The sequence below is a fragment of the Meridianimarinicoccus aquatilis genome (assembly GCF_004358675.1).
GTDB lineage: Bacteria > Pseudomonadota > Alphaproteobacteria > Rhodobacterales > Rhodobacteraceae > Meridianimarinicoccus > Meridianimarinicoccus aquatilis.
This window is the reverse complement of the sequence record NZ_SMZO01000012.1, coordinates 14,548-29,875: the sequence shown is the minus strand read 5'-3', so window position 1 is coordinate 29,875 and position 15,328 is coordinate 14,548. Positions and strand designations below refer to the sequence as shown.

Below are 15,328 nucleotides of genomic sequence, written 5' to 3'. Positions count from 1 at the left end.
GAGTCTGAAAGGGGCTGATAATGTCCATCACAGGTGCGATGAATACAGCCCTTTCCGGGCTCGCCGCTGCCAGTCGGGGCGCTGCAACGGTTTCAAACAACCTCGCCAACGCAATGACGGATGGTTACGCCCGGCGAGAATTGGAACTTACTGCCCGATCAGGGACCGGTGGCGTGCTGGTGTCTGGCGAAGTTCGGATTATGGACCAGACTGTTTTGACGGACCGGCGCAGTGCCGTTGGCGCGGTGTCCCAAGGGCAGGTCCAAGTGGATTTTCTATCGTCTATCGAAGATGCGATTGGTGAGCCGGGCAGCCCGCTTTCACTATCGGATCTTGTGACAGACGTTGAAAGCAGCTTTGTTGCTGCGGCTGCGCAACCGGAGTCTGGCGCGATCCTTGAACAAGCGGTGAGCCGCCTTGGGCAATTGGCCAGCAGGATCGGGGATGTTGGTGCCGCGATCCAAACGGAACGTGGCCGCGCAGATGCAGCTATCGGTGAAGCTGTGTCGCAACTGAATTCAGATTTCGCTCGGTTGGAGGATCTGAATGAAGACATCCGCCGCGCCATCTTGCGCGGTGAAAATGGCGGTGGGCTGTTGGACGAAAGGCAGCTGCTGATTGATCGTATTTCAGAGCTTGTCCCGGTTCGCGAGGTCGACAAGGGCAATGGCACCGTTGCGCTGATGTCAGAAGGCGGCATCTTGATGGACGGGCCGGCACCAGTGATTGGATTTCAGGGCTCCAACGTCGTTACAGAATTTCAAACGCTTGATGGCGGAACTCTATCTGGGCTTACAGTAAACGGTGTCCCGTTGGACTTGGACCGCGAAATGCACCTGCTGTCCGGGGGGGCTCTCGAGGGTCAGCTTGATGTGCGCGATACGTACGGCACGATGGCGCAAGAGCGGCTCGACGGATTTGCTCGAGACATTTTGGAACGGTTTCAGGTTCCCGGTGTTGATCCTACGCTTGCGCCTGGGTCTCCAGGCCTGTTGACAGATGCAGGCGCGACTTTTGATCCTGCGGACGAGATCGGTCTATCCCGGCGGCTTGAGGTCAATAGTCTCGTTGATCCCGATCAAGGTGGGGCTGCATGGCGGTTGCGCGATGGTCTCGGCGCCGCGAGCGTTGGCGCTGTGGGCGATGGGGCGGGATTACAGCGATTGGCTGATGCTTTTTCGGCTCTGGCGCCACCCGTGTCAGGTGGGTTTCCCTCGGGTGTTCGAACGGCTTCAGGTGTGGCCGCTGCCGTGCTGAGTTCTGTGGCAATGGTCCGCGATACACTTGAAGGGGTGACGGCTCACGCCGCGGCGCGCGCAGAGGCATTGAATACTCGCCTTCAGGCGAACGGAGTCGATAGCGATGCCGAGATGCAGCGATTGCTGCTGATCGAACAATCCTACGCCGCGAACGCGAAAGTCATTTCAGCGTCGCAAACGATGCTCGACTTGTTGATGGAGATCTGACGATGAAACTTGCAAATCTTGGTGACATGGCGCAGGCAACGCGCCTGCGTCGCGATACCGTTGATGTGAAAACGAACCTAAATCGTCTGACCCAAGAAATGAACTCAGGCCTCAAGGCTGACTTGAGTGCATCCCTAAAAGGGCAGTTCTCGCCCTTGGTGGGCCTGGAGCGTGGGCTTGTTCTCAATGAGACTTATTTGGCGAGCAACCGTGCCGCAGCACGCTTTGCAGAAGGGCAGCAGACTGCTCTTGATAACTTGCAAAGTATCGTTCTGTCGGCTGGGCCAGAATTCCTGAAAATTGCCTCCACCGGTGAAGATACTCAGCTTGGTGTGACATTTGGAAACTCGAAACGGCAGCTGGATCAAGTAATTTCCGCGCTCAATGGAAGGGTGGGGCCGCAAAGTCTGTTCGCGGGTGCAGCAACAGACGGCCCGGCACTGAGCTCTTCAGAAGATATCTTGAGCGGCCTTAAAGTGGCGCTTGTTGGGCTAACTAGCCCCAGCGATGTAGAGGCGGCTGCCAAAGCGTGGTTTGACACGCCGGGCGGCGGTTTTGAAACAATCGGTTATACCGGATCTACCTTGCCACGCTCAGGTATGGATATCGCCGAGGGGCAGCGTGAAACGCTGGCTGTGACGGCGCTTGATCCAGCAATTCGCGACACACTGCGCGGCTTTGCAGTTGCAGCGTTGATGGATCAAGGGCTTTTGTCCGGCGATTCGATCGCCCAGCGGGCTGTGCTTCAAGAAATGGGCGAAACGCTGGTCGGCGCGACCGACCAAATAACTGCACTGCGCGCAGATATTGGGTTCGTTCAAGAACGCATTGAAACAGCGCGGGTTCGCAGCGAAGCAGAGGTAACAGGGCTGCGCCTTGCCCGAGCCGCATTGATTGAAGCTGATCCATATCAAACCGCAATGCAGCTTACTCAGGTACAGGCACAATTAGAAACCATCTATACGGTCACTGCCCGTGTCTCGGGACTGTCACTTGCATCGGTTTTGCGCTGATGGGCGCGCTGCGATACATCGCAACTTGCGTCACGATGATCTTAGTGTCTGGCACAGTTTCTGCGAACGAAATACGTTTGAAGGACCTTGTCGAATTTGACGGTGTCAGAGGCAATGACCTTGTAGGTTACGGGCTGGTCGTAGGCTTGAACGGAACCGGTGATGGGTTGCGAAATACCCCTTTCACCGAAGAAATCATGGCGAACATCCTTGAACGGCTTGGGGTCAATGTCACTGGTGAGCAATTTCGACCTAAGAATGTCGCGGCGGTTTTCGTCACCGCAAGTTTGCCCCCATTTTCAAGAGTCGGTGGTCAGATCGATGTGACGGTTTCTGCGATCGGCGATGCCAAAAGCCTTTTAGGCGGCACGTTGATCATGACTCCGCTCAATGCAGCTGATGGGCAAATCTATGCCGTCTCTCAGGGCACAGTCATCGCGGGTGGTGCTACGGCCGAAGGTGACGGCGCTGTCGTGACGGAGGGCGTTCCAACATCCGGGGTTATTCCATCTGGGGCTCGCGTAGAGCGTGAGGTAGATTTCGATTTTACTCAGCTAACTTCACTGAGGCTTGGTCTGCGCAGCCCGGATTTCACAACAGCTCTGCTGATTGAGCAGGTCATAAACGCTCGTTTTGGGAGGGGAGTCGCCGAGGCGCTTGACTCCGGTACGGTCAGGTTGGACTTGGCAGGAACGCGCGCTGGGAGTCCGGCTCGTGCGATCGCCGAAGTTGAAAACCTCCGCGTTGAACCACAACGCAAGGCCCGCGTTGTCGTAGACCAGCGCTCGGGAACGATTGTAATGGGTGACGAAGTCAGGATCAGCCGAGTTGCGGTCTCACAGGGCAACCTGACGCTGCGAGTGCAAGAGGACCCCTTGGTGGTGCAACCCAATCCGTTTGCGGATGGTGAAACAGTTGTCGTTCCTCGCACTGAGGTCGGGCTTGAAGAAGAAGACGGTCCCGGACTGGCTGAAGTGCCAGGTGGAACGTCTCTTGCTGAAGTGATTGCGGGGCTCAACGCGTTGGGCGTGTCGCCGCGAAATATGATCGACATACTAAAAAGTATAAAGGCCGCCGGCGCGCTGCACGCTGAGTTTATCGTGCGGTGAACGACGCCTTCTCTGTTTCACGTGGGGCAATTTTTTGAAGTTGCCTTACCAGGCCCTTTGCGACCAAGGTCACACAACTTGGAAATGCCGCGAAACGCTTTGGGCGATGGCGAAGCAAGTATTGCAGTACAGAGGTGTGTCGGTTTCAGACAGACTGCGCCTGCGAGAGGACAGAACCGGCCAAGTAGAGAGATCCGCAAATAAGAACACGTGCGGTTGGGCATTCGGTTTCTATATGGCTTAGGGCAGAAGCCACATCAGGTACGACGTCGGTCCGCATACCCACGGTCGCGGCAGCCTTTGCGGTGTCCTCTGCTGGAAGCGTCGCCGCAGCACCAGGTATTGCCACGGCGTAAAGTGCCTTTGCAGTTTTTGCCAATGGGCGAAGGTAACCGGTCACGTCTTTGGTGTTCAGCATTCCGCAGACTAAATAGGTCGGACGGTCTGGCAAATCTGCCAAAGCTCGGGCCAGCGCCTGTCCTGCGTCAGGATTGTGTCCGCCATCCAGCCATAGATCAAATTCTGGATACCTGCGTGCGAACGAATGATCGCGCAACCGCTGCATCCGGGCTGGCCAATCGGCCTGCGTTACAGCAGCGGTCAGGGCGGCCTCCGGTTGTTTCAGATGGCGCAACACCGCGAGTGCCATTCCAGCATTCATCAGCTGATGTGCGCCATGTAAGTTGGGAAGTGGCAGATCGCGCAACCCGGTTTCGTCTTGATAAACCAGCCGATCCCTTTCTTGTGTGACGTGCCAGTGCTGGCCGTGTACCAAGAGCGGTGCGCCAATCCGCGCGGCGCGCTCTTCGATCACATCCAGCGCCTCGTCTTTTTGCGGCCCGATGATTGCCGGTACGCCGCTTTTCAAAATCCCGGCTTTTTCGCCAGCAATTTTTGCAAGGCTGTCGCCAAGAAACTGCTCGTGATCGATCGAGACGGGTGTGATGACGCAAGCTGCTGGCTGTTCCACCACGTTGGTTGCATCCAGACGCCCGCCCAAACCAACCTCAAGCAAGGTCCAATCGGCTGAATTGCGGGAAAACGCAAGCAAAGCCGCGACGGTCGTAATTTCAAAATACGTGATCGGGTCGGGCCCGTTCGCAGCAAGGCATTCGTCTAGCAGCGCAGACAACTCATGTTCTGAAATCAGATCACCGGCAAGTCTGATCCGTTCGTGAAACCGCACCAAATGCGGCGAAGTATACACATGGCACTTGGCGCCAGCCCGTTCCAAGCCCGCGCGGAGCATGGCAACGGTCGACCCCTTTCCGTTGGTCCCAGCGACGTGGATCACGGGTGGTAGCTTGCGTTCCGGGTGATCCAAATTCTCAAGCAGCCGCCAGACACGATCAAGCACCAGATCGATCACCTTTGGGTGCAGTGACATCATCCGATCAAGGAGGACGTCCGAACTCGGGTTGCTCACTGCGTGCCTGCGTCCGTTTGAGTCGGTTTTTCAGGTGCCTTCTGCCGCTCTGCCGGACCTGGAGGCGGTAACTCGCCCTTGATCGCCGGAGGCTGACGCATGAGCATCCGAACGATCATAATCAACTCATCGCGCATGTTTTTACGTTCGGTGACACGGTCCAGCATGCCGTGTTCCAGAAGATACTCCGCACTTTGGAACCCTTCGGGCAGTTTTTCGCGGATCGTTTGCTCAATCACGCGCGGCCCTGCGAAGCAGATCAATGCGCCGGGTTCGGCAATTTGAATGTCGCCGAGCATTGCGTAACTCGCGGTAACGCCGCCGGTCGTTGGATGAGTCAGGACAACGATATATGGCAATCCCGCCTCGCGCAGCATTTGAACTGCGACGGTCGATCTCGGCATCTGCATCAGGGAAAGAATCCCTTCTTGCATTCGCGCGCCGCCAGCGGCCGCAAATACGATAAAGGGAGTGTGCCGTTCCAACGCGCGTTCGGCCCCAGCGACCAGCGCATTCCCAACATGCATACCCATCGACCCACCCATGAAGGAGAAATCCTGACAGGCCGACACAATTGGCGAGCGACCAATCTCGCCCTCTGCGACCAGCATCGCTTCTGCTTCGCCAGTCTTTTTCTGAGCCGCCCGCATGCGGTCCGGGTAGCGTTTCTGATCGCGGAATTGCAAAGGGTCTGCCAGTGGCGTGGGCACCTTAACCTCGCGATAGATCCCGTTGTCAAACAACTGGTCAAACCGGTCACGTGGCGAAATGTTCATGTGATGGCCGCAACTCATGCAGACATTCAGGCTCCCGGCGAGTTCGCGGTGAAACAACATCGTTCCGCAACTGTCGCATTTCGTCCACAGGTTTTCCGGCACCTCGCGGCGCGAAAACAAAGAATCAATTGTCGGACGGACGTAGTTCGAGATCCAGTTCATCAGGCCTGCCTTGCACCGTTGTAAGGGCGAAATAAGCCTCAGGGGCGCAAATTGCAATCAGCCGCGCAACCCTCGCCTCAGGAATGCCCAAGCGATCAGTAATGGAATTGCCCAGGCCAGCCCAAGAAACGGATTTTGGGCGATATCGGCGGCATCATGCGGCGTCACGCGCAACGCAAGGCCGGTGATGCTGCCGGGTGTCCCCAGAAGCGCAAGCCCAAACATGTTATTTGAAAAATGCATACCCCAAGCAAGGCCAAGCCCGCCGGATCTTGCGGTCAGGTCAGCGGCAAGCACACCAAACAGCGCGGCCAATGCAACTGCCACTGGTGCGGCGTCTCCCATGCGAGTGGTATCGTAGTGCAGCACACCAAAGGCCAGTGCGGGCAGCCCGCCCCAAATGAGTGGGCTGCGAAATCGCGCGGCAAGCTGTTGAAGCGCATAGCCGCGAAACAGAGCTTCTTCAGCCAAGGTTTGCACAGCAACACCCAGCACGGTCAGCGCCAGAAGTTTGCTCCACAGGCCAAGAGGAAGGTTTGACACACTGCCCGAGAATGCCATTTCCAGAATCAAGAACGGGGCGAAAACGGCAGATGTGACCGTGGCGCCGCGCAGCGCCCCGGCCCAGGGACGCGCTCCCATCGCTGACCGCAAGCTGCGTTTGTGCATTACGCGAAGGGCAAGCCAAACGCCGCCGAGCAATGGGATAAATGTTGCCAAAACTCCAATTGCGCTGGCCGGAGTGCTGGCAACCGCAAGTTTGGCCACCCACAGACCGGCGTTATCTGGTCCAGAAAAATACGCCAACCCGCCGAAAACTGCGAGCAAACACAGGCTTTGCACCAGCGCGACGATAAACAGCCCAAAGATCAACCGCCAAACGGCGGGCCGGGTGCGGGCCGGCTCGACGAAGCGGACAAAGGGCCTGGTGCGGCTCAGGCGCATGGTGCAAGGGCCTTGTTCTTTGAGGGCAGTTTCTGGATATCTGGCGCGGTAAAGGTGCATTGGCAAGCGCACCAAAGCGCCAGATCGTGTTGGTTGGTTCCCCTTGCGCCGATGACGCGGCTTGCCTATTCCGGTTTGACCATAGTTTTTCGCGGAGGATCCCATGCTCAAGCGCCCGTTCGACAAGTCGACACTGCCAAGCCGCCACGTGACCGAAGGGCCGCAGCGCGCGCCGCACCGGTCGTATTACTACGCGATGGGCCTCAGCGAGGACGAGATTAACCAACCGTTTGTGGGTGTTGCAACGTGCTGGAATGAAGCCGCGCCCTGTAATATCGCGCTGAGCCGTCAGGCGCAGGCGGCCAAGATGGGTGTAAAGGCTGCCAGCGGCACGCCGCGAGAGTTCACCACCATCACCGTCACCGATGGTATCGCAATGGGCCATGAGGGCATGCGGTCGTCGCTGGCGTCACGTGAAGCGATTGCCGACACGGTTGAATTGACCATGAGGGGCCACAGTTACGACGCGCTGGTGGGCCTTGCCGGGTGCGACAAGTCGCTGCCTGGTATGATGATGGCGATGATCCGCCTGAATGTTCCGTCTGTGTTCATCTATGGCGGGTCCATTCTTCCGGGCCGTTTGGATGGAAAGGACGTCACGGTTCAGGATGTGTTCGAGGCCGTGGGTCAACATCAGGCCGGCAACTATTCGGATGAGCAGCTTGCAGTTCTGGAGCGCGTCGCGTGTCCGTCGGCCGGGGCGTGTGGTGGTCAGTTCACTGCAAACACCATGGCCTGCGTATCCGAAGCCATCGGCCTTGCGCTTATGCACTCGTCCGGTGCGCCTGCGCCCTACGAATCCCGCGATCAGTACGGGGAAGCGTCCGGCGCCGCCGTTATGAACCTTTTGGAAAAGAACATCCGCGCCCGTGATATCGTCACGCGCGAAAGTCTGATCAACGCCGCACGCATCGTGGCCTGCACGGGCGGGTCGACCAATGCCGGGTTGCACCTGCCGGCAATGGCGCACGAGGCTGGGATCGACTTCTTCCTTGAAGATGTGTGCGAGATTTTCCGCGACACGCCTTACTTCGTCGACCTGAAGCCGGGCGGGCAATACGTGGCCAAGGATCTGTACGAAGCGGGCGGCGTTCCGGTCGTGATGAAAGAACTGCGCCGCGCGGGCTTGATGCATGAAGATTGCATGACTGCGTCCGGCTATTCCATGGGCGAAGAGTTGGACAAGATCAGCCGCGATGCCGATGGGCGCGTCATCTATCCGGTGGACAAGCCTATCACCAAGACCGGCGGCGTTGTCGGGTTGAAGGGCAACCTGGCGACTGAAGGCGCGATTGTGAAAGTCGCGGGCATGTCAGAAGCAGAGCAGGTGTTCAGTGGGCCCGCACGCGTGTTTGAAAACGAAGAAGAGGCATTCGCCGCCGTCCGCGCACGCGAGTATGCCGAGGGCGAAGTGCTGGTTATCCGCAACGAAGGCCCCGCAGGCGGGCCGGGCATGCGCGAGATGCTTGCTACCACAGCCGCGCTTTCGGGTCAGGGCATGGGCAAAAAAGTGGCTTTGATCACTGATGGTCGATTCTCTGGCGCGACGCGTGGTTTCTGTGTTGGTCATGTCGGGCCTGAGTCGGCGCATGGCGGGCCCATTGCTCTATTGCGCAACGGTGATGTCATCACCATCGATGCGATCAAGGGCGAGTTGTCCGTCGCACTGACCGAAGACGAGTTGGCTGATCGTCGCGCCAATTGGGCAGGGCCGCGCCCGACCAATTATGCGTCTGGCGCCCTGTGGAAATACTCGCAGCTTGTCGGACCGACCTACAAAGGCGCGGTTACCCATCCCGGTGCTGAGGCGGAAACCCATGTCTACGCCGACATCTGATCGGGTAAGGCCGACCGGTTTGGTGGCTCTGGTTCTGTCCGGGGCGCTGCTCGTTGGCTGCTTGCCAACGGGCGACTCTCTGGCGTTTCGCTCAGGGCCCGACCCCGTGCAGGCCGTCAGAGTGTCTGGCAATGACGTAACCATCGTTGGGCCGAAAGGGTATTGCGTCGATCCCACCAGTTCGCGCGAGCGGACCGAGGGGGCTTTTGTGATGCTGGGCAGTTGCGCCACTTTGCGCGGTGAGGGCGAGGGGCCGGGCAAACCGGCTGTCTTGACCGCGCTTGTCTCGCCGCGCAGCGACCCGCCGCTTGTCCCTGATCCGGCTCAGCTTGAACGGTTCTTCCGGTCCGAAGCTGGGCAGGCTGCGTTGGCTCAGGATGGCCGTGCCGCCAGTGTGACACTTCTCAAGTTCGCAGAGGATGGGCCAGTTCTGTATCTCAAATTGCGGGATCGCAGCGAAGGGCGCCCAACGGATTTGAGCGATGTCGCATGGCGCGCGATCTTCCCCCTTAAGGAACGCTTGGTTGCGCTTTCCGTCACTGGGCACGACGATCTGCCTGTTGCGGATACCGATATGCGCAAGACGCTGGACCGTTTTGTGGCTGCCGTCATGTCAGCCAACAAGGACAACACAGACGGCCAAGACACCTGACACGCCTTTTGTGACGCCGCGTTGAACGTGACAAGCCGCGTGCCGCTTGCCATGTGTGGCGTAGCTTTGAGGGAGGCGCCACAGTGACCCAGTATCCGAACCTTCTGACCCCGCTGGCTTTGGGGCATGTGACCTTGCCCAACCGTGTGCTCATGGGGTCCATGCATACCGGGCTTGAAGAATTGGGCGATTGGCCTCGCGTGGCCGAATTCTATGCCGAACGGGCGCGCGGCGGTGTCGGTTTGATCGTGACAGGCGGTGTTGCGCCAAATCCCGAGGGCGCTGTGTTCAAAGGCGCGGCGGGGCTGTTTGGCCCTAGGGATATTGCGCACCATCAGACTGTCACGGGTGCTGTGCACGACGCTGGCGGGCGTATTGCCATGCAGATCCTGCACGCAGGCCGCTATGCCTACAGCCCGGACTGCGTTGCGCCCTCGGCGATAAAATCACCGATTTCCCCGTTCCCGCCGCGCGAGTTAGATGAAGATGGGATCGAAAAGCAGATCGCTGACATTGTTGCGACCGCGTCCCGCGCGCGCGAGGCAGGGTATGACGGGGTGGAGGTGATGGGGTCGGAGGGGTACTTCCTGAACCAGTTTCTTGTCACCCATACCAACCGTCGGACGGATCGCTGGGGCGGCTCATTCGAGAACCGCATGCGCCTTCCGGTTGAGGTTGTGCGCCGTGTACGCGAAGCCGTGGGGAGCGATTTCATTTTGATCTATCGCTTGTCGATGATCGATTTGGTGCCGAACGGGTCCACTTGGCCAGAGGTCGTTCAACTGGCCCGTGCCATCGAAGCGGCTGGTGCGAGCATCATCAATACGGGCATTGGTTGGCACGAAGCACGCATCCCGACGATTGCCACCAGCGTTCCTCGGGCGGCGTTTTCTTTCGTCACCAAAAAGCTGATGGGCCAAGTGGGCATCCCTTTGATCACGTCGAACAGGATCAATACGCCCGAAGTGGCTGAACAGGTCTTGGCCGATCGGTGCGCTGACATGGTGTCAATGGCGCGCCCGTTTCTGGCGGACCCTGCGTTTGTGGCCAAGGCGGCAGCTGGGCGCGCGGCGGATATCGCGCCCTGCATCGCGTGCAACCAAGCCTGTTTGGACCACACATTTTCCGGAAAGGTCAGTTCCTGCCTTGTGAACCCCCGCGCGTGTTTTGAAACAGAAATTTCAGTTGCGCCCACTGCAAAGCCGCGCCGGGTCGCGGTCGTTGGGGCTGGTGCCGCGGGGCTTGCCACTGCCATCACAGCCGCAGATCGCGGACATCATGTGACCCTGTTCGAACGTGGTGATGCGATTGGCGGGCAGTTGAATCTGGCGCGGCAAGTGCCCGGCAAGGAAGAATTTCACGGGCTGGTCGATTGGTTCAAGCGCCGGGTTTCCGAAACTAAGGTTGTGCTGCGCCTGAATACCGAAGCGACCGCCGCAGATTTGTCTGCCTTTGATGACGTGGTGATTGCAACGGGAGTGCGGCCGCGTGACCCGGGGATTCCGGCTGAAGAGGGCGCCCACGTCATCGGTTATGGCGATCTTCTATCGGGACGCGCCGAAGCCGGGGGCCGTGTGGCTGTGGTTGGCGCTGGCGGTATTGGCTTCGACGTGGCCGAATACCTTGTGCATGATGGCGTCAGTCCCGCCGAAGATATGGCGATTTGGTGCCGCGAATGGGGTGTTGCCGACCCCGAGACGGCTCAAGGCGGTTTAGCCCCCGATGGCCCCCAGCCGGAACAGGCTGCACGTCAGGTGACCTTGCTGCAAAGAAAGGCTGAAAAGCCGGGCAAGCGGTTGGGTAAAACGACGGGTTGGATTCATCGCGCCGCGTTGAAAATGAAGGGCGTTCGCATGCTTTCAGGTGTGGAATACACCCGCATTACGCGAAGTGGGTTGGAGATTTCCCGCAGCGGTGTTCCAGACCTTATCGAAGTCGATACCGTTGTTCTGTGTGCCGGCCAAGAAAGTGAAACGGCGCTTGCGGAAACGCTTCGGTCCCAAGGGGTTGAGGTGCATGTCATTGGCGGTGCGGCCCTTGCCGCCGAACTCGATGCGAAGCGGGCGATTGACGAGGGTGTGCGTCTCGCGGCCAGCTTCTGAAGCGCACGGCAGGATCGGGCCTGCGTTCAGGGGCGGCTTCACCCCATGCTGCTGTGATCTCGCCGTGCGCTGGCGCGTCGGTTGTCGTCACGCCAACTGATGAGTGAAATACCGCCCCATGTTGCGCAGTACAGCACCCCAAAGCCGAGCACATAGGCCCCATCGACGGGCCCTATTGAGGCGCGTTCTGTGAACTGCTCGAACCGGGTCAGTGGTTCAGGATGCACAAGCAACTTGCCAACATAGGCAGAGGTTTGGATCAACAGAATCCAGAAATAGTTGCGCCGGATGCGCCGCCCCAGCGCGACCCACATCGACACGTGATAGCGCGGCGTCCAATAGTCTTCGGCCAGTTTTCGCTGCCATCCGTCTTCCATGTGCAAATCGCCGTCGTGAAGCATAGGGGCGAAAAAGTGCACTTCCATCCAGCGACAGCGCGCACGCCAGACGTTGAAGTACCGGTATCGGCGCGCTTCAAGCATCAGGAAAAAGACGATCAGGATGCCCACAAGGATCAGCGGAAGGGGCGAGGCGGCAGGGGATGAAAACGCGACGGACAGGGCAATGCCAAGTGTGACCACTGTCCAGTTCGTCGTTGTGTCGAGCCGCGTGCGCCACAGCGTGGATCGGTACACTTCACCCCTGTAAAGATGCGCTATTGCCCCGATTTCGGCCGCATCCAGTTGCTTGCGTTCGTTCAGACCGCCTATGGACATATGTGTTCCTCCCCTAGGTCAGGCTGGCACGGTTGGCGGGGGAAGGCCAATGCTTTGTCAACGGGCGGGCGGAAGCGCCACGGCTTCGACGCGGCGGTTTTTGGCCCGTCCGGCTTCGGTGTCGTTCTCTGCAATTGGCGCAAATGGGCCGGCGCCTGCGACAGTGATCTGGCTGCTGACCGCTCCGGCCGCGACCAGTGCATCGGCCACGGTTTGCGCGCGCGCGCGTGACAGGCTCGTGTTGGCTGACGGTGCCCCGGTCCAGTCGGTATGGCCCACCAAAGCGATCCGGCGAGCGGCGTCAGCTGCAAGCCACGCGGCCAAGTCAGCCAGGGCGGCAGGCGGCGGGCCAGACAATGCGGCTGCGCCGCTGGCAAAAGCGAGATCAGGCAAAACCACACGACCTTCGGTTTCGATCTCTTCGACGATTGAGGTGGCTAGCCGTGTCGGTGTGCCCGGCGGTACGCTGGCAGTATCGCTCAGAGCGGTTGGGGCGGCTTCTGACGCAACGGGCGACGGCGGTACATTTTGCGGTTTTGGCGGCGTTATCACCGACAGTTGGGCATAAGCACCGGCGGGAGTTTGACTGGTAAGCACAGAGGCAAGCGCGGGCGGTGCGGCTCGCTTGAACGCGCGATATTCAAACCCGCCAAGGCTGACAAACATGTCCGGCATATCCAGCAGTGGAAGGGCGATGCGGAAATCGAAGCCCCCGCAGGCCGCCATCGCGCAGTCAAAGACCGCGTCAAACCCGGCCGCTTCAAGTTGCGCCACAAGGTCCACCATCAGGGCTGCCGCAGGGTGGGTGCCGCTGTGCCATGCGGTGCGATCCTGAACGCCCTCCATCCGGAGCCAAGGTGGGGATGACAGCACTGGAGCGGGACCAACGGCGATGCCGTGGCTTGAAACAGGGTCAGTCTTTTGGGCTGTTATCGCCGCGCCGTTTGGAGCCTGTGGCACGAAGGCTGCGGCGGGCAGGGCCAGAGCCGTCAACAGGTATGCCGCAGCGATGCGGATCAACGGGCCTGACCGTGATACTCCGGGTTGGGGCGCATTGCCGTGGCAGAGGCGACCCGGTTGGTCATGTTGAAAAAGGCCGCGACCGATGCGATGTCCCAAATGTCGCGTTCGCTGAAACCATGGGCGCGCAGCACGTTTCGGTCTTCTTCGGTGACCTTGCTGCTGGATTCCGTCAGCTTGACCGAGAAATCCAGCATGGCGCGAGTGCGCGCATCCAGTTTGGCCGAGCGGTAATTCGTGACCAGAGTTTCGCCCAGTATCGGATCGCCGCTCAATTCGCGGACCGCTGCACCGTGGGCCACAAGGCAGTAATGGCAGTGATTTATTGACGAAACGACAACGGCGATCATCTCGCGTTCCAGCTTGCTCAGACCACTGGGTGCAAGCATCAGATCGTTATACAGCCCCGTGAACGCGTTTAGTTTCTCGATGTCGAAGGCATAGGCCCGCAAGACGTTAGGCACGAACCCCAGCTTTTCCTCGCAGAGCGCGAAATACTTCGCTGTGTCATCCGGCAGTGGATCCACTTGCGGCAGGTTCAGCGCGGTTACGGGCGTCTCGGGCATCTACAGTTCCTTTTCTGTAGTGGTAGCGGCCCGTTACCGTCATGCCAAGCCCGTCATAAAAAGCCCGCGCCCCAATGTTAGCTTCAGTCACCGCCAAGGCCAGTGTGTGGCAATCATTCCGCATGGCCCACAGGGCTGAATGGGACATCAAGTGGCGAGCAACGCCGCGGCGGCGATGGGCAGGGCGCACCTCAAGCGCGTGAATCATTGCGGTGCCATCATGAGCGGCAAGGAACGCTGTCGCGGCGGGGTGATCATTCGCGCGACCCAAAAGAGCTGTGCGTGGCGATGGCGTGCGGTCCATCACGGCGATCCGTTCAGGGCCGATGCCCGCCTCGCTCCAGATGTCGATCTGGATGGCCAGTGGCGGCCAGATGTCGAACGTCGCAAGGCGGGGCGGTTCAACGGCAAGCTCTGCGGTGGGCGCACTGTAGAACAGCGTTGGGTCATGGGCTGTGTACCCGCGTGCCGAAAGCATGGCGTCGAACCGGGCCTGCGCTGCGCCGATGCGGAAACGGGGGGGCTGGCCCCAGTTCCGCATAATGTGTTCGGCGCACTCCAGAACGTCCGGACTTGGCGGAATGTTCCCGGTAAGAGTTGCCGCCGTCACGCGCGATCCGCCGCCCTGACTGCGCCGAAGGGTCAGCGGACCCAATGCTTCGGTCTGTGCAGCGGGCCAAGTGGCCGTCAGGGCCGCATCAACGCGGCAAAGCGGATTGTCTTCTGTCATTCGGTGTCTGAAGGGAACAGCACGATAAGTTCGGCCATGGCGGCATCGACGCGCCCGCCGTCGGACCCACGCACAACGACATTCACGCCAAACGCACCATTGCGGATGAAAGGGTAAGACCCAAATGACAGGTCGCTGTACGCATCGGCCAGATCCGAAAGCGGCCCCGCGATATCGCCTTCGCCGCGATGAACTGTTAATTGCTGGCTGATCAGTGGCGCGCCCCCGGTGAGGGTTGGCAGAACACTAGCGAGCATGGCTTCGAAAACAGCGGGCACGCCTGCCATGACATGGACGTTGCCCAGTGAAAAGCCCGGCGCAGAACTGACAGGGTTGTCTATCAATGCGGCACCGTCAGGGATACGGGCCATGCGCAGCCGCGCATCGTTGAGTTCGGTGCCCCGGGCCTCGTAATGGGCAGCGAGGATCGCACGGGCGTCGTCGCGCACGCTGATAGGTGTGTCAAAGGCCGCAGCAATGGCTTCGGCGGTAATGTCGTCATGGGTCGGTCCGATACCGCCGGATGTGAAAACGTGGCTATACCTCGCGGACAATTCTTGCACCGCCGCGATAATGGTGGCGCGATCATCGCCAATGACACGCGCTTCGGACAGGGGCAGGCCATGAGCGGTCAGGGCGCATGCCAAGTGGTGCATATTACTGTCGCGGGTGCGCCCCGAGAGGATTTCATCACCGATGACCAGCATGGCGGCAGTGGGGGCATCAGCGTTCATCGGCGGCTCCTTGT

At 59.6% G+C, this 15,328-nt stretch carries 14 protein-coding genes; 6 read left to right on the top strand and 8 right to left on the bottom strand.

Annotation, left to right across the window (positions count from 1 at the left end):
* Window positions 1-20 precede the first annotated feature (20 nt).
* The 3 genes from E2L05_RS07185 to E2L05_RS07175 are packed head-to-tail and all read left to right on the top strand — an operon-like array spanning window position 21 to window position 3,588.
* Complete coding sequence (locus tag E2L05_RS07185) at window positions 21-1,466, top strand: FlgK family flagellar hook-associated protein (protein WP_133342247.1); 1,446 nt, start codon at window positions 21-23, stop codon at window positions 1,464-1,466.
* A 2-nt stretch (window positions 1,467-1,468) separates the two neighbouring features.
* Window positions 1,469-2,479 carry a flagellin gene (locus E2L05_RS07180; protein WP_133342246.1) on the top strand — a complete coding sequence of 337 codons (1,011 nt, stop codon included), beginning with the start codon at window positions 1,469-1,471 and terminating at the stop codon, window positions 2,477-2,479.
* 35 nt (window positions 2,480-2,514) lie between these two features.
* Window positions 2,515-3,588: a flagellar basal body P-ring protein FlgI gene (locus E2L05_RS07175; protein WP_133342309.1), complete on the top strand. Its 1,074-nt coding sequence runs from the start codon at window positions 2,515-2,517 to the stop codon at window positions 3,586-3,588.
* Between the two features lie 145 nt (window positions 3,589-3,733).
* Here the strand turns inward: E2L05_RS07175 and E2L05_RS07170 are convergent, their stop codons facing one another.
* From E2L05_RS07170 to E2L05_RS07160, 3 genes are read right to left on the bottom strand one after another with little or no spacing between them, the layout of a single operon-like run.
* Window positions 3,734-4,978 carry a bifunctional folylpolyglutamate synthase/dihydrofolate synthase gene (locus E2L05_RS07170; RefSeq protein ID WP_394346539.1) on the bottom strand — a complete coding sequence of 415 codons (1,245 nt, stop codon included), beginning with the start codon at window positions 4,976-4,978 and terminating at the stop codon, window positions 3,734-3,736.
* Between the two features lie 32 nt (window positions 4,979-5,010).
* Window positions 5,011-5,952 carry an acetyl-CoA carboxylase, carboxyltransferase subunit beta gene (accD, locus tag E2L05_RS07165; protein WP_133342244.1) on the bottom strand — a complete coding sequence of 314 codons (942 nt, stop codon included), beginning with the start codon at window positions 5,950-5,952 and terminating at the stop codon, window positions 5,011-5,013.
* Between the two features lie 57 nt (window positions 5,953-6,009).
* On the bottom strand, window positions 6,010-6,897 hold the full coding sequence (locus E2L05_RS07160; RefSeq protein ID WP_165971706.1) for a CPBP family intramembrane glutamic endopeptidase: 888 nt from the start codon (window positions 6,895-6,897) through the stop codon (window positions 6,010-6,012).
* Window positions 6,898-7,060: 163 nt separating this feature from the next.
* Here E2L05_RS07160 and ilvD point away from each other — a divergent pair, with 163 nt between their 5' ends.
* The 3 genes from ilvD to E2L05_RS07145 all read left to right on the top strand — a co-directional run bounded on the left by ilvD (window position 7,061) and on the right by E2L05_RS07145 (window position 11,548).
* Window positions 7,061-8,794, top strand: coding sequence for a dihydroxy-acid dehydratase (ilvD, locus tag E2L05_RS07155; protein ID WP_133342242.1), 1,734 nt, complete (start codon window positions 7,061-7,063; stop codon window positions 8,792-8,794).
* Window positions 8,775-9,446 carry a hypothetical protein gene (locus E2L05_RS07150; protein ID WP_133342241.1) on the top strand — a complete coding sequence of 224 codons (672 nt, stop codon included), beginning with the start codon at window positions 8,775-8,777 and terminating at the stop codon, window positions 9,444-9,446. Before ilvD ends, E2L05_RS07150 begins: the two co-directional genes overlap by 20 nt.
* Window positions 9,447-9,529: 83 nt before the next feature.
* A complete protein-coding gene (locus E2L05_RS07145; RefSeq protein ID WP_133342240.1) occupies window positions 9,530-11,548 on the top strand; it encodes an NADPH-dependent 2,4-dienoyl-CoA reductase in 2,019 nt (672 codons plus the stop codon).
* Window positions 11,549-11,586: 38 nt separating this feature from the next.
* Here the strand turns inward: E2L05_RS07145 and E2L05_RS07140 are convergent, their stop codons facing one another.
* From E2L05_RS07140 to E2L05_RS07120, 5 genes are read right to left on the bottom strand one after another with little or no spacing between them, the layout of a single operon-like run.
* A complete protein-coding gene (locus E2L05_RS07140) occupies window positions 11,587-12,264 on the bottom strand; it encodes a DUF2270 domain-containing protein (RefSeq protein ID WP_133342239.1) in 678 nt (225 codons plus the stop codon).
* Between the two features lie 57 nt (window positions 12,265-12,321).
* Window positions 12,322-13,284, bottom strand: a complete 963-nt coding sequence (locus E2L05_RS07135) for an OmpA family protein (protein ID WP_133342238.1) — start codon at window positions 13,282-13,284, stop codon at window positions 12,322-12,324.
* The gene (locus E2L05_RS07130) at window positions 13,281-13,850 is read right to left on the bottom strand and encodes a peroxidase-related enzyme (RefSeq protein WP_133342237.1); all 570 of its coding nucleotides are present in this window, start codon (window positions 13,848-13,850) and stop codon (window positions 13,281-13,283) included. The genes E2L05_RS07135 and E2L05_RS07130 overlap by 4 nt, the downstream gene beginning before the upstream one ends.
* Window positions 13,792-14,580: a GNAT family N-acetyltransferase gene (locus tag E2L05_RS07125; RefSeq protein ID WP_133342236.1), complete on the bottom strand. Its 789-nt coding sequence runs from the start codon at window positions 14,578-14,580 to the stop codon at window positions 13,792-13,794. The genes E2L05_RS07130 and E2L05_RS07125 overlap by 59 nt, the downstream gene beginning before the upstream one ends.
* Window positions 14,577-15,314, bottom strand: coding sequence for a competence/damage-inducible protein A (locus tag E2L05_RS07120; RefSeq protein WP_133342235.1), 738 nt, complete (start codon window positions 15,312-15,314; stop codon window positions 14,577-14,579). Before E2L05_RS07120 ends, E2L05_RS07125 begins: the two co-directional genes overlap by 4 nt.
* Between the last annotated feature and the right edge of the window lie 14 nt (window positions 15,315-15,328).

Bases quoted from the DNA above. Each gene is read 5' to 3' on its own strand.
- E2L05_RS07185 (WP_133342247.1), top strand. From the start codon at position 21: ATGTCCATCACAGGTGCGATGAATACAGCCCTTTCCGGGCTCGCCGCT.
- E2L05_RS07180 (WP_133342246.1), top strand. From the start codon at position 1,469: ATGAAACTTGCAAATCTTGGTGACATGGCGCAGGCAACGCGCCTGCGT.
- E2L05_RS07175 (WP_133342309.1), top strand. From the start codon at position 2,515: ATGATCTTAGTGTCTGGCACAGTTTCTGCGAACGAAATACGTTTGAAG.
- E2L05_RS07170 (WP_394346539.1), bottom strand. From the start codon at position 4,978: ATGATGTCACTGCACCCAAAGGTGATCGATCTGGTGCTTGATCGTGTC.
- accD (WP_133342244.1), bottom strand. From the start codon at position 5,952: ATGAACTGGATCTCGAACTACGTCCGTCCGACAATTGATTCTTTGTTT.
- E2L05_RS07160 (WP_165971706.1), bottom strand. From the start codon at position 6,897: ATGCGCCTGAGCCGCACCAGGCCCTTTGTCCGCTTCGTCGAGCCGGCC.
- ilvD (WP_133342242.1), top strand. From the start codon at position 7,061: ATGCTCAAGCGCCCGTTCGACAAGTCGACACTGCCAAGCCGCCACGTG.
- E2L05_RS07150 (WP_133342241.1), top strand. From the start codon at position 8,775: ATGTCTACGCCGACATCTGATCGGGTAAGGCCGACCGGTTTGGTGGCT.
- E2L05_RS07140 (WP_133342239.1), bottom strand. From the start codon at position 12,264: ATGTCCATAGGCGGTCTGAACGAACGCAAGCAACTGGATGCGGCCGAA.
- E2L05_RS07130 (WP_133342237.1), bottom strand. From the start codon at position 13,850: ATGCCCGAGACGCCCGTAACCGCGCTGAACCTGCCGCAAGTGGATCCA.
- E2L05_RS07125 (WP_133342236.1), bottom strand. From the start codon at position 14,580: ATGACAGAAGACAATCCGCTTTGCCGCGTTGATGCGGCCCTGACGGCC.
- E2L05_RS07120 (WP_133342235.1), bottom strand. From the start codon at position 15,314: ATGAACGCTGATGCCCCCACTGCCGCCATGCTGGTCATCGGTGATGAA.